The organism is Idiomarina sp. X4 (genome assembly GCF_002808045.1).
GTDB lineage: Bacteria > Pseudomonadota > Gammaproteobacteria > Enterobacterales > Alteromonadaceae > Idiomarina.
Genome location: NZ_CP025000.1, coordinates 2,540,400 through 2,556,899, shown reverse-complemented (window position 1 = coordinate 2,556,899; position 16,500 = coordinate 2,540,400). Strand labels below are relative to the sequence as shown.

Below are 16,500 nucleotides of genomic sequence, written 5' to 3'. Positions count from 1 at the left end.
TCCAAAAGGAGTGATTGATGAGCGAATTTCCGATTGCAAAAGCACTGCTCGAAGACAGTTATTTTTTAACGGACTGGCCGTTGTGTCAGGTGAGGGTAATGGATGACGCTCAGTATCCTTGGTTTCTGCTCATTCCACGAGTGGAGGATGCCCGCGAAATCTGTGACCTGAACGAAGAGCAGCAACTGCAATTTTTGCACGAAAGTTCGTTTTTAAGTCATTGGCTAAAGGCTGAATACAAGCCCGATAAACTCAATGTGGCAGCACTGGGGAATAGAGTACCACAACTGCATATTCATCATATTGCGCGGTTTATTAGTGACGTTTCCTGGCCTGACCCGGTATGGGGCAAACATCCAATGCAGCCGCTCTCTGATAAAGAAGTGGCGCGGCTGCAAGAGTTGTTTGCCGACATTACGTTTTAAACTGTTCCAGTTGTTTGCGAAGGCTATCAGCCAGTGAAGACATTTGTTCGCACTCGCTATGGCTTTCACGAACTGCTGTCGATACTTGTGTCGCAAAATCAGCAATGGACTGGATATTGGCCGCGACGTCCTGACTCACTGACGCTTGCTCTTCTGTTGCGGTCGCTATTTGCGTGCTCATATCCGCTGTTTCCTGAATTAAGTTCACAAGTTCATTCAGTTTATTATCAGCATCGCTGAGTTTTTCACTGGTGCTTTGAGCTTGCTTACGATTATGCTCCATTGCTGAAACCGCATTGCGGGAGCCATCTTGTAAACGCGTTATTTTCTGGCGAATTTCTTCTGTTGATTGACTGGTTCGCTGTGACAAGGTTCTAACCTCGTCAGCAACAACAGCAAAACCACGACCCGCTTCACCTGCCCGGGCTGATTCAATTGCCGCGTTAAGCGCAAGCAGGTTGGTTTGCTCCGAAATACCCTCAATTGTATCAATGACGGTCACAATGCTTTCGACATCATTGGCCAGACTTTCTACCGAGCTAGCTGCTTTTTGCATCGAGTCAGACAGCTCGTGCATGGTATTGACTGCTTGGCGCAACTGTTCTTGGTTCTGCTCAGTTGTCGAACGAGATTCTGACGCATGGCTGGCGGTCTGGTTCGCATTTTCAGCAATCTCCCGAACTGTGGTTTCCATTTCATTCATGGCAACCGCAACCTGATCCGTTTTGTTTTCCTGCTCGTTCGATAGTCCGTCAATTTGCGTCATCGATTTATCAATCGATGTGACTTTTTCATTGACTTCATACGCGGTATTGCGAACGTGGGTAATGATACTGCCTAAATTTGCCACAAACGCATTGAACCCTTTTGCTAAGTCGCCAATTTCGTCATTGCTGTCGATATCCAGGCGTTGCGTCAAATCGCCGCCTTCGTTGGACATACGGTTAAGGTTTTTGGCCACGTATTTGATAGGGCGGACAATTTTCTTAGCGTAGAACCAGCTACCCACAACAAAGGCTGTGCCAATAACAATACTGAGAATAACGATGGCGGTAATGGTCTGATTGAGGCCTGAGTAAAGCTCAGATTCGGGCATTTCAATAATAATGCGCCAGTTGGTGTTAGGGAGGTTCGTGCTGGCAACTATCCAGTCTTGGCCTCCATGAGAGCTGTAGCCGGCTTCGAATTCGGAGTCGCTCAGCATTTGATTGGCGACGTCAGTGTCTACCTCTGAAGAAAGATTTCTAAAGTCATTAATAGACGGGTGTACTTGAATTTTGCCGCTTTCGTTAACGAGGTAAGCGATACCCGTCTGACCCACCTGGAAGTTTGCAATGGCGTCCTGTAATGCTTTCAGGCTTTGCCCAATACCACCCACACCTAAGGTTTCACCATTATCGCTAATGCGGACGTTAACAAATACTGTCGGTGTGCCAGAGTTTTCATCAACGTCAAAATTCAATGCTTGCTTGTCGTCACTTTCGACAAAGTTGTAAAACCAGTCATCGCGTTCTACCGATGGGGAGACTTGCTTTAAGATACCATCCGCGGTGTAGTAATTACGGCTTCGGGTGCTGACTGCAAAGGCGGCAACAGCGTTTCTATTTGTATAGATGCGACTCAGGTACTGCGTGATGTCGTCCTGAACCTGTTTACTGTTGTCGTTTTTTAACGCATTAATAAGGTATTGATTGTTGGCAATTTCTTGTGAAACTAAGATAGGGGTATTAATCAGCTCGCTGATTTCACCTCTTATTTCACCTAAGGTAGCGGGCAATTCCTGCTCAATGACTCGCTCTTCAATCAGTGAGCGCATCATGTAAGTAGAAATGCCGAGGGCGATAACGAGTAGCGTTGTTAAGGCAATGGCCATGCTCAGGGTTAATTTATTTTGCAAATTCATGCTTACCTCAGTTAATACGAACTATTTGCTTGCCGGTGACGTATCTATTATTGATATCGGTCAAAAACGCCAAATAATTAGGAGAAGTTGCTGGTGTCATTCCCTGTACTAACTGAGCTTAGAACAAAGACTCAAAAACTGCACAGTCAGCTTGAACGAGAATCCGGTTTTAGTAACCTAATGAAAGTAACGGTAAGTTACGATCAGTACGTCAGCGCATTGAAAAATTTGCACTATTTTCTGTCAGTGCTGGAACCCTCAATAGCATCCCATCTATCGGACGACGAGTACCTGTATCAGCGCCGCCTATGGTGTGTGGAGCGTGATTTAGCGTCATTAAATGGTTTGACTTATCCGACAATAGAACCAACTGATTTGACTTATCACGAGGCTATTGGCGCTGCTTATGTTATCGAGGGATCGACTCTTGGAGGAAAGCTCCTGTACAAGCGGCTGCAAAAGCAGGATTTCATTGCTAAAGCTAGCGCCCTGAGCTACTTTAGTTTTTATAGAAATAACACGTGGTCAGACTATATTGGGTGGTTAGAAAAACAGTCATTTAAATCTGAGGCAATTGACAGTATTTGCCTGGGAGCAACTCATGCGTTCGAGTTACTGCTCGAATGCAGCTCTAAGGGCACAGACCTATACAGCGCTAACCGGGAGTACGGCATTGACCGAACTGACTAAAGAACAGCTGCAACAAGCAATGGAAAACTGTGCTACTGAGCCAGTGCACACGCCTGGTGCCATTCAACCGCACGGTTATTTTCTAGCGTTCAATAATAACTTTGAGGTATTGACCCATTGCAGTGAAAATATCGAAGCGCTTCTGGGTGTTTCCGCAGAGCATTTGCTTGGACATAGTGCGCCCGATTACCTGAAATCCAGTTGGAAAGAACACCTATTAAGGTTGCGTCAGTTGGCTTCTGACTCGGTGGGTTTTGGCGATGAAATCAATAACAACGAAGTTTATTGCACCATGTATGTCTCAGGTGACTCTATATGCGTTGAAATTGAGCCTTTAGTTGGGCGCCTTAGCTCAACTTTTTTGTCAGAGTTACAAGCGCATCAGGAGCAAATTCGGTCCTCAAAGTCTCTCGATGAGACTTTAAATGGGTTGACGAAAAGTATCGGCGAGATCATCGGTTTTGAGCGTGTGATGGTGTATAAGTTCGATGAGGAGTGGAATGGTCAGGTAATTGCTGAACTTTGCAAGCAGTCCACCATTCGTCGTTATTTGCATCAACGCTTTCCTGCGTCAGATATACCCAAGCAGGTACGAGAGCTGTACAGCAAAAACCCTTTGAGAAGCATTGTTAATTCAACCCAACAGCCAGCTGGTATTATAGCCTATGAAGATAAACGCTCGTTGGATCTAACCAAAGGAGTCTTGCGAGCAGTTTCACCTATCCACCTGACTTATATGCAAAATATGGGACTTCACAGTTCGTTGTCGATTGCGATATTCCAGGAAAATAAACTATGGGGTCTGTTGTCCTGCCACGGACTGGAAGCACACCCGTTGAACATTCAGCAGCGTCACGCAGCACAGGCGTTAGTGACGCTAGCGAGCCAGAGGCTGATTTTACAGCAGCAGTATGAGACGGCTGCGTTTTTCGAAGCCATTGAAAATACGCGCGGTGCTTTAATTAGTGGCAATCAGGAAATTAATGAACCTAAGGCGTTATTTGAAAGAGAAGGCAACAAATGGCTGGAATTGTTTAGGGGGAACCTCGTTGCACTCGCGTATGGAAATAACGTACTGAAGTGCGGAGCTGAATTGGCCGATGAAAGGATCCTGGCATTTAAAAAGTGGTTGAATAAGAAGTGCCGGCTAGTAGGCACTTTTGTTTCCCGAAACGTAATGGACTCAGAGGTTGCCGAATACTTTGAAGAAACCGCTGTGACAGGGGTTATGGCTATTGCTTTGCCAGCTGGGTCCAGCAGTCAGCAAGGGTGGTTAATGTTCTTTCGTCCAGAGCAACTAGAAGAGCTTGAATGGGCGGGAAGACCAAATAAAGATACGATTGAGCATTATAAAGGTAAGACGGTGATGTCGCCGCGTACGTCTTTTGAAAGCTGGAAAGAAACCATAAAAGGGCAGTCATCTCTGTGGCTCGATAGTGAACGAAAGGCAGCCATCAGTTTAGCCGAAGACTTGGCTATTGCGTTATCAGCATTCGAGGTAGAAATATTGAATGAGCAGCTCAGCGCGGCCAATGACAAACTGGAACACTTGGTTCATACCGACGCACTGACCCAAATTTGGAATCGCTACCACATGGAATATGTACTTGATGAGCAAATCAGTGCGGCGAAGCGTTACAACCATGAATTGGGTGTTATTCTTTTTGATATCGACAACTTTAAAGACGTTAACGACAATTACGGTCACGACGCCGGCGATACTGTGTTAATTGGCTTAGCTAAGCTGTTTGCAAAAGAGCTGAGGGATACCGACGATTTTGGTCGTTGGGGCGGTGAAGAGTTCTTTATTGTCGCAAAGCATTCTAATTTAGAGGCCACTGTTGCGCTCGCTGAGCGACTGCGACAGCGTCTTGAAGCTGCAACCTTTGATGATGTTGGTGTAGTGACTGCAAGCTTTGGCGTTACTTTTTACAAAGACGGTGAGTCAAGGACGTCCCTGGTTAAACGTGTTGATGATGCCCTGTATGACGCTAAAGAAAATGGGCGAAATAGGGTAGTGGTGGTAGAATAATGGTAAATACTGAAGGTGTCTTGTCGATAAAAAGCGTGAATTTAGTTGCGCAAATCAGTCATAAATTAGGATATCTGGAGTGCTTGCTTGAGCATACAGCTGCTGAGCAGACAAGATTAAGTAAAGCCTCGCGTCAGAAGAAGTTGAATGCGTCTATTGGTATGGACTTGAACGCTTCACAATTAACAGGGGTTTCTTTAGATGAAGCTTACGAGTCTTGTTCGCGCTGGCGCTTGGGCTCGGAGGAAAGTATTCAAGACGCTCATCGGAGTATTTATGCCGCGTTCTCTCCTGAAGCTGGGCATTATCGCTCTGCAGGTATGGGTATTTACCAGTACAACAAGTTGGTTCATACCACAGCTCCAGCTGGGCAGGTTGCTAGACAGCTTCGCGCGCTATTGGAGTGGCTGGAGCAAGCCAATGATCACCCGTTGGTCAAAGCGGCAGTATTCTTACGCCAATATGAATTCATTCAACCTTTTTCAGTAGGTAATAGCAGTATTGCTCATCTCTGGGTCAGTTTAATACTGGGGCAGTGGCACGGTCTGCTGCGCTGGCTTAACTTTGAAAGTAAACTGAAAGAACGGCGTGGTGAATATTACGATTGTTTAAGAGCGTCAATTGGTAATAACGACCTCTGTATCATGGTTGAGTTCGTATTACAGCGCTTAGATGAGGCTTTTGATGAGCTTCTTGATGGGGTTAAAAAAGCAGCGAAAGACCAAAATACTCGGACAGGTTCACCAAAAAGTTCGGATTTAAGTTCGGTTATTTGTTCGGATAATTCGCATTTCAATGGAATAAAGCCTTATTTCACCACACGCGAAAATATTTTAGCGCTACTACAGGAGCACCCGGAGTGGAGTGCCGCACGATTATCAGAAGTACTCGGAATTTCTGATCGTGCCGTTGAAAAGCACCTAGCCAAATTAAAGTCTCGTGGACAATTAAAGCGAGTTGGCTCAGCACGAGGTGGATACTGGCGAGTGGTTGCGCCATTGAATGAACAGTTGGGTTTACTTCAGGGAGAAAGTTAAAGGAAGAATTGGTCGGCGTGAGAGGATTTGAACCTCCGACCCCTGACACCCCATGACAATTCTCAAGTGAAAATCCATTAATTTTTTTCAATTGTCCCAGTTTAAAGAAGTTTGTCCTCTACAAGTAACCTCCTGATTAAGTTAGTGTTTTTACTCGCTTTGCAGTGGTTTTTACGTTGTCTCTATTCTAAGGTAAATGTCCCTTAGAAAGGCTCCGCATTAACTGTTGCAACACAGGTGAAACATAACTTGAGGATTTTAAAATGGGTGTGCAACATAGAAGCTCCGAGAATCAAATTACTTCGTCATTAGCGGCAACCGCGCAAACCACTACAATAACTAAGAAACTGACTAAGCACCTTTTGAACAAAGTTTCTGAAGAGGTAACCAGAATAAATGACCCTGAAATCCCCGGATTTCATGTTCGACTCGGCAGAGTAAATAAGCACGGTGTTAGATCCAAAGCGTTCTACCTCTACTACAGAACGAAAACGAAACCAGTAAAGTCGGTTAATTATCGAATAGGTGGAATGCCTGAAATTGATATTGAAACCGCTAAAAGCATGGCTAGAGAAAACCTGGAGAAAGTAAGGAATGGCATTGATATTCAGGTTGAACGAGAAAAGCTATCGTCAGGAGGTAATGCCTGGACAGTTGGAAAGCTTTACTCCGAATTTTTCAGAAATAAGATTTTGGGGAGAAAGCGTCCAGAGATTGTTGAAGCTAGCTTCAATAAGGACATATTGCCACGAGTAGGGCATGTACTACTTACTAATATTACCCGACACCAGCTTCATGAAGATGTCTTTAGCCCTATATTAGATAGGGGAGCCAAGAGTCAGGCTGGCAAAACACTTGCGTTGTTGAAGCAGATGTTTAGTTACGGCGTTGCAATAGGTTGTATGGACTTTAACCCTCTGGAGGGAGCTTCTAAGTCAACCTACGCTAAATATACCCCTAGGCGCAGAACACCGAGTGTAGATGAGCTTAGAACAGCCTTAAAGGTCTTTTTGAGCGCAGGAATGTCAATTCAGAACTTCAATTGTTTTAAGGTTATTCTATTAAGCGGAGTAAGAAGCGGGGCGGCTATAACAGCGAAATGGAGTGATGTGGATTTTGAAAAGCGTGTTTGGTATGCAGTTAATGAAAAACACAGCACTAGAGGTGAAGTGGTTTATCAGAAAGTTCCGATGTCAGACGAGCTATTGAAAGCTTTCCGAGACCAAGAGAGCCATAGTGCTTTACTCAAAAGCGAGTTCGTATTCCCTGCAAAAAGAAATTCGGTGTCAGCGGGTAAAAGCATTAGCCATATGGATACTAAGACGCTGAATAGAAGTTTAAACCGAATCCGTAAGAAAGGAGAAGTACAGATACCAGACTTTCAACCTCACGACATAAGACGTTCGATTCGTAGTCATTTGATTTCAGTAAAAAGCGACAGCTCCTCAGGTCGTTATAATGCTTTTAGCCCAGCTTGCGCGGAGAAAATACTGGGGCATTCTTTAAGTGGTATGGAGCGGGTGTATGATCAGCATGATTACTTCGATGAGATGAAAGAGGCTTTGTCGTATTGGGGATCTCTATTTAGTGATTTGATTTAATTAATATGGCTAATGGTTCTAAGTGTTCTTCTACTTTTCAGCCATTTAGTCTCGGGCAGTGAGTAAAAATGACTAACGATAATTCAAAAAAGATAATTGACGAAATCCGTGATGGATCTCTTACTAGACTTGATGGTGTTATGTCTACTCAAACGATGGAACTTATTGAGGTCTTTCAGACGTTTGGGGTTGATATGACCTCGTTCTGGGCTTTGACTCCACAGGACTGGAGTTGTCCTGTTTGTGAAAGGCACAAAATTCATATCGCTCGTCCAAATCGAAATAATGATTTGATGTGTAGGCTAGTTGAGCATCATGATCATGCCCAAGAACTGCTTAAACAACAATTCGAAACGGCCTCTATTGCTTTAGAAGTGATAGTTGCTAATCAGAGAGCAGAGGAATTTGCAAAGCGCTCATCAAAAATGATTTCAGCTTTTGACAATACGGTTATTTGTGACGATTGTAATGTGGCTGATGTTAAAGCAAAAAAAGTTTCCGGGGCTGATTATTGGTTTTCTTTTTCTCCGGAAGAGTTAAAAAAGATAGTTTTGCCTGAGAATAACGAGCCTCATTCAATTGATGAAGATCAGGCCAAATCTATTTGGAGAAATAGCAAATCGACATTTGAATTACGGTTAAAAATAGCTAAAAGAATTGCTGAGATAGCAGCAACTGATACTCACTGGTTCCAAACTGGGAATATAAATTATGATCCGAGCATTATAATGAGAAGAGCAAGTGATGTTATCAGGACTTTTGGAGGGGCTTACGGGTTAATTGATTTACTTACCGGCTCAAAGAGACAACAGAGAGTAGAAGACCCTTCTAATTGGCGAAAAAAACAACATATGCCTGCGAAGAAAAAGCCAACTTTAAAAGAAATTGAACATTGTGCGAAAGTTAAATCAGAAAAGCACTGGAATTTAGTAGACGAGGACTGGGTATGTGAGGGGTGCGGTCGTGGTAAAATCCATATAGTTAGAAAATCCAAAGAAAATAAGTGGTTTTTTTCTTTGAGTCCTCGCTGGTATTGGAGCCGAAGTGAAGTTGGAAACAAAAGCTATCATACCTTATGCAATGATTGTGGGTTGGTAGCCGAAGGATTGGCTAAAGAAGCAAGATTGCTATCTAATAAATCTGAAGGGCGACTGTCTTTCTTAGTTGAAGTCAATCAAATTTCAAGAGTAGTTATACCAAAAGCACATACTAGACATAACATAGATAACGGAAAAGCAGAACACATTGTAAATGAAATAGTTAATCGCCTTGAGCAGCTCAGTGAGTAAATATTTACGAATTGAATCAGGCCGAGACGGATAGAGGAATTGGAGTTACTATAGTCAAACTGGATATATTTTGAGGTTTTAATGCGTTTCTTTTCAAACGGACCAAATATACCTGATGATCTACTAGTAGCTCGAGATCAGGGGCGAGTTGTGTTTTTCTGTGGAGCCGGTGTTTCACGTGCTAAGGCTAAATTCTCTGGTTTTTTTGACTTAGCCCAAGAGGTCAATGCAAAGCTTGGGGTGTTGCCCGAGTCTCCTCCTGCAAAACTGTTAAATTTGGCTAGTGAGCTTGTCGATAATACTGATAGTGATGGTGGCGTATCTATCGATCGTGCCTTTGGCTTACTTGAGCGTGATTTTGCTACAAACGATATTTATTGGGCTGTAGCGAATGCGCTTTCGACGAGTACAGAAGTTGATTTGAGTGCGCATGATACGTTACTGAAACTTGCTACGAATCAAGAGGGAGTCACCCGCTTAGTTACCACAAACTTTGACCGCTTATTTGAATTGAGCAATCCTGAATTGAACTCTTATATTGCCCCCAACTTACCAAATCTGGATGAACCAGTTGATTTTAATGGAGTGGTCTATCTACACGGTAAAGTTAACTCATTAGAGAACGGCGCAGAGAATGATTACCTTGTTCTTTCATCATCGGAATTTGGTGAAGCTTATTTAGCAAAAGCTTGGGCCACTTCGTTTGTGAAGTCTGTTCTGGAGCGCTATATAGTTGTTTTTGTTGGCTATGCAGCGGATGACCCTCCAATTAAATATTTACTAGAAGCATTAAATAGAGACTCTAATGATCTAAATGATATTTTTGCCTTTGAAAGAGGAACCACCGAAGAAGCTGTGGCAAGATGGCAGCATAAAGGCGTTAGGGCCGTTCCTTTCAGCGACTTCAAGAACTTATGGGAGACACTGGATGCATGGGCTGAACGCGCCTATGACCCTAGAGCCTGGTACGACAAAGTACTCAAAAATGCTAAGCGTGGACCTAAAGCTCTCGAGCCTTTCGAAAGAGGTCAAGTTGCTCATTTAATGTCTACTATTGAAGGTAGCAAAGCTAATGGGAAGTCACCTGATATATTGTCAGGTGAATGGCTTAATGTTTTCGATCCAACACTAAGGTTCGCTGATTTAGAATTAGAAACTGGTGTACTTTTCGATAACGATGAAGCCAGGGTGGCGCCAATTAACTTATTCAGGCTTGATTCTGATCCAGAGCCTGAAATAGTTAACCTTGATAGACCGTCCGAGCCTGACTTTCCACCCGCAGGAGTATTTGATTTATTTAAAGTTAACGACCTTGATAAGCAAAACATTCAAGACTCTTACTCTTTACCTTTTAGAAACGGACAGTACTTAGAGCCGGACGTATCGACGTTACCTTATAGGCTCAATCGGGTAGCCACTTGGTTAGGAAGTATTGCAAAGGAACCAGAAACTGTTAAATGGGCTGTGAAGCAAAATTCTTTGCATCCGTGGGTAATAAAGTCGATTCGCAATCAGATAGAATTTTATCCAGACACGTTCCCTAATCCAATTTATCAGGCTTGGTCTTATATTCTTGAGCAATTTGAAAATTCTCGTACAGACATTTTCGGTACTACGTCTTTCGAGAGACGGGTCGAGCGGAATGGTTGGAGCATGGAAGTCTTAAGAAAACTCCAAAGTATAATAGCTTCTAGGATTTCAGTGAGAGAACAATATTTATCTTCAGAGATGTGGGGTTCTCAGCGAAACGCTAAAACAGTGAGGGACTATATATCGCGAGATGTTGAGTATCCTTCCTTGCCAAGGGGGCTTGAAGTGCCTAACCAATGGTTCGCATATTTTATGAAGGTTCTAAGGCGAGATATAGAAAATTCCGTGGCATTAGAGGAGGAAATTGGAGGATTTAGTCTGCCAGTGCGAGAGTCCATAACGCGCGATGATCAACCAGGTAGCAATTTAGGGCGTACTGAAGGGCTATCTGGTCGTATGTTGCACTACGCTCAATACTATGAAAATTTTATTGAAAAAGACTTGGTATCTGCAAGACGAGAGGCAGAACAGTGGTCGATTGACGACGAGGCGGTATTTTCAAAACTACATGCGTGGGTGCTCAGGTTTGTTGAGGTGATTCCAGACGAATGCTTTAATCAGGCGATTAACAAGTTGTCAGATAACGTTTTCTGGTGCGTGTATCATAGTCGTGATCTACTCATTTCATTATCTAGCAGATGGATGACACTGCCCCAAAATAGCCGGGAAAACATAGAACAGCGAATTATAAAAGGTCCTAGTAAATGGGGAAATGAAACTGACGAAGCGTTTGCGAATAGACGGGCCTTTTCGGTATTAAACAGGCTAGAGTGGCTAAGAAAGGAGGGATGCGTTCTACAGATTTCTGATTCCGCGGTTACTCGGTTAAAGGAGATAGCCCACGATTGGACCCCAGACGCAGCTAGTTTGGCTGCTGAGTCTAGAGAGCCAAGAGGAGGAATCGTATCAACAGATAGCGATCCGTCCCCTTTAAACGATGTTCCTATTTCAGAGGTGATATCAGTAGCGGCGCAATTATCCCACGAAAATAATCGTTACCTTACCGAGACAGCTCCATTTATAGGGCTTTTGGAAAGTCGACCGCTAAAAGCTTTGAATGCGATAAGAATGTCAGTAGCACCTGAGAAGTTAGTTGCTGACATCGGTTGGTCTGCATTCCTAGATAATGAAGCCCGAAAAACAGACAAAGATAAGTTGGTGATGATTATTGCTGAAAGACTATGTGGTCTTCCTAAATCTACTTTACAGTCCATCGGACATAGCGCTACGCGATGGTTTCGTAATTTTGGTCCTAAGCTTCATACCAAATATAAACAGTTATTTTTAAAGTTAGCGAATACGTTTATTAATTTGATAACCGAGGATCCCGAACTATTCACTTCAGCAGTTGTTGACAATTCTAAACATCCTGATTGGATTCTATGCTCTATAAACTCCCATGTTGGAAGGCTGGCATTTACAATCATTGAAGTGCATGTTCATGAGTGCAGTAATCTTAGATTTATGGAGCAAAGTTCTCTGAGTTTGCTAGAGCGTCTACTTTCTTTGCCTGGAGATTTAGGTCGCTACAGCTTGATCGCTCCCAGCCGATACGTCAGTTGGTTTTACGAGAACGAACCTGCTTGGACTGATAAAGAAGTTTTGAAGTACTCTAAATCAGAAGATGAGCGAGATAAAGATGCCTTTTGGTTTGGGACACTAAATGGGCATGCGTTGCGTGGAGAGGAGCTGTTCCTCTCATTAAAAGACTCAGCGCTTGATTTATTGTTGAATGATGCTTCTTTAAGACTTCGTCACCGAAACTCTTTGGCACGATTTTTATGGTCAGCATGGAAAGTTTTGGACGTTGAAAGCGGTAAAAGGTGGGTTTCAAATAATGAACTAAGAATGGTATTGATAAAGTGCAGTGATAGTTTCAGGTGCGAGATGTTGCGTAATTTCGTCAACCCTGAAGAGGGATGGATAAATGATTTTGAAGTGTTGTTGGGCGAGGTGTGGCCTTATCAGTTAGTGGCCAATTCTATGGGAGTTAAATCTATGATGGCTCAGATTGTTGCGAATTCAGGAAATGAATTTAAAACTGCTTTGAGTATTGCTTTCAGGCGACTGAAACGTTTGAATAACTGTGATAACTTCATGGTAAGAGGCAATCCTTCTTTCGAGTTGTATCCTATTGAAGCATTGGAATTTTTCGAAATTGTTTTGCCAAATGATGCTCAAAATTGGCCTTATGGATTTGGTGATTACATTACTTTGATCACTGAAAAGCATCCTGAAATTAGTAGAGATCCAAGGTTTGTAGAGTTAAAAAGAAAATGGGATTCTCTACATTAGGCACTGAATAAGTCATCAGGGTAGTTATTACATAAATATGATAGGAACGGCAACTGGTCTAGCAACACCACTGATGCTCCCATCTAACCATTCAAACCTTACTAACGTATTTCCCGTTAACTGGTTGTTAACGTTCTCTCCTAGCACAAAACCTAAGTTCAGCAACGAGTGAAGGCCAGATATTTTCGAAAGCATATTAAGTTTTTCTGGCTGAAACTTGAATCTGATGTCTGGTCTCGGATAAAGCTCAGAGTGTATATTGAACCAATAGCAACTCATGAAGGCTCAAAATTTGAGAGATAAAAAACCAAGAAACGAAATAATGCTTTTCGAAACGCAGGGCGTAACGTCTCAATTAAGCGTTGTTTATGATTCATTAAACAACACTTTTAGCTTTCCAGAAGCTGAACCTAGCTCTCTACGTTTGGAGAGAAGTTATCAACGGGACTCAGGGAAACCTAAAGTACTTACGTCCTTGTCTGCAGACAGTATAGAAGGAACGTTTGATCCGGATGCGTTTTTGAAAAAAAACTATGAGCATGTGATAAGCATTGATACGAATACTAAGAAATATCAGGGGCATAAAATTAGCATTTGTACTTGCTACCATGTTCCCAAAAAGTTGAGTACTCACAGAAAAGGTATCCCTTACACTCATTTGGTAAGTTATGTAATTTTATCACCCGTAGATGACGTCAACCCTGAGCAAATAGGTTGGTCTCTCGTGATTGAAAACCATCTACGCCCAGCGAAAAGTACCTCGAAAATTGCCGTGATTGTAGATAGTGAGAAAGACTCCTTGCACGAATATAACATTCGAAGAAAAGCCTATTTTGATAAATACTACCTGCCAGGCAATATATTAATGCATTATGCATCAGACAAAGATACAGACTCCTTAGCTGGTGAAATGCTGAAAATGTGCCACAACTTTTCAAATCAGCTACATCAATATATGCTCAAGACAAAACTTTCTATGCCCTTATTAAAAAATGGAAATAAATTTCACAAAGGTTACTTCAAAGTTCGACTAGATTGAGCCACAAGTAGCCCGGAATGTTGAGTGAAAGTACCACAACGAGCGACAAACGCAGATTGGAAGTTTCTAACTTTACAAGATAAGCTAAACTACAAGATTTATATGATGAGCGTTATTTTTATAGTTAGGAGTACAATTGGAAGCTTGTAATACATGGCAGTGCATAAACAGCTTTGCACCCTGGGTCTCAGCCTTTGGAACAATCCTAATTTCAGGTGTAGCGCTATGGTTATCCGTTCGTGATAAATTTATTCGACTTAAGGCAAGTTACAGCGGAAGTTTGATTCCAAGCTATGACCCGACGATATTAGACACTTATGCATATGTTTTAGATTTCGTAAATGTAGGTGCTCGTGAAGTTCAAGTGACAAATTTTGAGTGGCACTGGAAGCATGCACCTTTTTTAAAAAAGCAACGATCTGTAATACAGCCGTATCTAGATAAAAGAGTTTCGAGACTTTGTTCAAAGTTCCCAATGAGATTAACTGACGGAGAAGTAGCTAGGTTATTCTTCGCCGCCGACTTCATAGAAAAGCTTGACTCACCAGATAGGTTTCTATTTCCAGCCAGCAAAAAAAAAGCGTTTTTTAGAATATTTACATCAGAGATCTACTTGTGCACTAGCGTCGGCAGGAAGCTAAAAGTTAAAATGAAAACTGGAATGCGTCGTGAAATTTGGCGCAGATATAAAAAATATAACAAATCGATGCATTTGGCCTCACGCTCTTCGGCTGATTGACGCGTTATCAAAGCCCTATCTTGGCACCAATTAGCCAGTGTGCCATAAGCCGAATGGCGGACACCATTTTGGCTATGAGGTGCTTACAAACCAGTGACGATTCATAGTAGCTCAGGTAAACTTTCGATAACATAGGATAGATTGCTTAAGACATTGGCTAGGAGATAAAATTTGAAATTGAACCGTTGGATAATAACAGCCTTAACTATTGGTTTTTTGATATCTCTATCGATAGTACTGAGCGGTGGTTTCTATGAAATATCTGGTTCTAGTAACGGAAATGCCCATATGGTGAATAAGTTTACGGGTGAAGTTTATTTCTGCCAAGTGGACTCCTGTTTTCCAGCCGAAGAGTTTGATTCCGATGAAGAGTACCGAGAAAGTAGGTGGTAAACGACATTCCGCCTTTTGCCACCGGACAAGACGGTGAGCGCAGCGCTATATTATTTTAAATATGAGATAGTTAAGGATTTAATTTTGAATTTCTCAATTAACCTGAAGGACTACCAAGAAGACATACTCCCTTTTCGATTCCGTGGATTCTGGAGCGAAGGAGCATGTTTTTTGCGAATCAGAATTAAAGAGGAGAAAATATTGTTCTTTTGCGTGCAGCTTCCTAATTATACAGGCACCTCAGTTACCAATGCCATTGAGAATGTATTTGAAGCTGCAGTGGATTACTTGCTTGAAAAAAATATAGTTACGGTCAATGAAGAGCTAGGTTTTTTAGATAAGATTTTTACCAAAAAAGAAAAATTAGAAAAAAATCGATATGCATCAGTATTTAACTATGTGCTCAGCAAATCAATATTAATTGAGCATTACCCACCAGGTGTTGGATTAGCCGAAGATGGATCATACGCTAAGGTGAACTTCGGAAGCTCTGGAGAGCCCGCGTGGAGTTATACTAAGAAAGAAAAAATAGTAAATCATATAGGTTGTAAAGATGCTTTAAGTATTGACTATGAGGTGTTGCAGAAATGGCAAGAACCAACAGCCTCTTAAGGTTGTCCGATTTCACTATAAAAAAATGCTATCCAAACGGAATTCAGGCCAAGGTACATATATCTAAACTTCTTCTACAGCTAAATTATGTGGTTAAGAACTTAGCTAAAGGAAAGCTCGATGGCTACCATACACACGAGGACAGTTTGTATGAGCCATTGAAAGAGGTTTTATCTGCCAATTTACCAGATCCAAATATTGTTACGATAAAAAACCAGTACCCTAAAATTAAGCCAAGAAAAGAGACTGACCTTTCAATTAGAAAAATATGCCAAGTTGAAAAGGATAGGAAATCTCCAGATCTTGAATGCACACATTATATCGAAATAAAATCAGTATTTCACGAAGAAGAACTTTCTGCTAAGAAAATTGATGATGATTTAGAGAAGCTTTCCGATTGCGTTTCCTTCCATGAGGCGAGTGGCTTATTCGTTTTAGTAGGGCTAGAAAAGGATTTGAAACGAAGAAAGCGTTCTATTTTGAATCTTGGTAAATTGGGTGAGGATGTTTATCCGTTTTCAATAGAAACATATAACGGAAAAACTATATGGCTAAATCCAGCGGGAGGTCACGATACGGACGATCCTTACGTTTTCGTTTGGGAAGTATCACCCTATAACGACTTTGATGAAAGAAAATCGACTTGCGAGTACTCAATATTTCAACATCAATGAAATCTAACAAGGTCATTAAGGTCGTTCCGGGCTGATGGTCTTCCACCGGCCGGCCCTGGCGAGACGCTGCTTAGGGCTGGCGTTATCTTTAATGAGTAGCGAAAGGAGGAGGTGTGGCTAATACAAGTAAGGAGTATGAGTTTTTTGTAGCAAAGCGACAGACTGTCTAGTGAAAGCTGGG

Annotated in this window: 12 protein-coding genes; 11 read left to right on the top strand and 1 reads right to left on the bottom strand. The window is 42.2% G+C overall.

Annotation, left to right across the window (positions count from 1 at the left end; genetic code table 11):
- Positions 1 to 17 precede the first annotated feature (17 nt).
- On the top strand, positions 18 to 425 hold the full coding sequence (locus tag CWC33_RS12365) for an HIT domain-containing protein (protein ID WP_100692189.1): 408 nt from the start codon (positions 18 to 20) through the stop codon (positions 423 to 425).
- On the opposite strand, the gene CWC33_RS12360 is transcribed toward CWC33_RS12365, so the two are convergent.
- Complete coding sequence (locus tag CWC33_RS12360; RefSeq protein ID WP_100692188.1) at positions 415 to 2,328, bottom strand: methyl-accepting chemotaxis protein; 1,914 nt, start codon at positions 2,326 to 2,328, stop codon at positions 415 to 417. The genes CWC33_RS12365 and CWC33_RS12360 overlap by 11 nt on opposite strands.
- Positions 2,329 to 2,421: 93 nt before the next feature.
- On the opposite strand from CWC33_RS12360, the gene CWC33_RS12355 reads away from it, so the two are divergent.
- From CWC33_RS12355 to CWC33_RS12310, 10 genes are all read left to right on the top strand, one after another.
- Positions 2,422 to 3,018, top strand: coding sequence for a biliverdin-producing heme oxygenase (locus tag CWC33_RS12355; protein ID WP_157803496.1), 597 nt, complete (start codon positions 2,422 to 2,424; stop codon positions 3,016 to 3,018).
- Entirely contained in the window at positions 3,002 to 5,050 is a 2,049-nt protein-coding gene (locus tag CWC33_RS12350; protein WP_198511823.1) for a sensor domain-containing diguanylate cyclase, read from the top strand. The genes CWC33_RS12355 and CWC33_RS12350 overlap by 17 nt, the downstream gene beginning before the upstream one ends.
- Positions 5,050 to 6,087 carry a Fic family protein gene (locus CWC33_RS12345; RefSeq protein WP_100692185.1) on the top strand — a complete coding sequence of 346 codons (1,038 nt, stop codon included), beginning with the start codon at positions 5,050 to 5,052 and terminating at the stop codon, positions 6,085 to 6,087. Before CWC33_RS12350 ends, CWC33_RS12345 begins: the two co-directional genes overlap by 1 nt.
- A 263-nt stretch (positions 6,088 to 6,350) precedes the next feature.
- Complete coding sequence (locus tag CWC33_RS12340) at positions 6,351 to 7,688, top strand: tyrosine-type recombinase/integrase (RefSeq protein WP_100692184.1); 1,338 nt, start codon at positions 6,351 to 6,353, stop codon at positions 7,686 to 7,688.
- 68 nt (positions 7,689 to 7,756) lie between these two features.
- The gene (locus CWC33_RS12335; protein WP_100692183.1) at positions 7,757 to 8,977 is read left to right on the top strand and encodes a hypothetical protein; all 1,221 of its coding nucleotides are present in this window, start codon (positions 7,757 to 7,759) and stop codon (positions 8,975 to 8,977) included.
- A gap of 81 nt (positions 8,978 to 9,058) precedes the next feature.
- Complete coding sequence (locus CWC33_RS12330; RefSeq protein WP_100692182.1) at positions 9,059 to 12,862, top strand: SIR2 family protein; 3,804 nt, start codon at positions 9,059 to 9,061, stop codon at positions 12,860 to 12,862.
- A 277-nt stretch (positions 12,863 to 13,139) separates the two neighbouring features.
- The gene (locus CWC33_RS12325; protein ID WP_100692181.1) at positions 13,140 to 13,901 is read left to right on the top strand and encodes a hypothetical protein; all 762 of its coding nucleotides are present in this window, start codon (positions 13,140 to 13,142) and stop codon (positions 13,899 to 13,901) included.
- Positions 13,902 to 14,037: 136 nt separating this feature from the next.
- On the top strand, positions 14,038 to 14,640 hold the full coding sequence (locus CWC33_RS12320; protein ID WP_100692180.1) for a hypothetical protein: 603 nt from the start codon (positions 14,038 to 14,040) through the stop codon (positions 14,638 to 14,640).
- 426 nt (positions 14,641 to 15,066) lie between these two features.
- Positions 15,067 to 15,645 (top strand): hypothetical protein, encoded by a 579-nt coding sequence (locus tag CWC33_RS12315; RefSeq protein ID WP_157803495.1) that lies wholly within the window; start codon positions 15,067 to 15,069, stop codon positions 15,643 to 15,645.
- Positions 15,621 to 16,319, top strand: coding sequence for a hypothetical protein (locus tag CWC33_RS12310; RefSeq protein WP_100692178.1), 699 nt, complete (start codon positions 15,621 to 15,623; stop codon positions 16,317 to 16,319). Before CWC33_RS12315 ends, CWC33_RS12310 begins: the two co-directional genes overlap by 25 nt.
- Positions 16,320 to 16,500 lie beyond the last annotated feature (181 nt).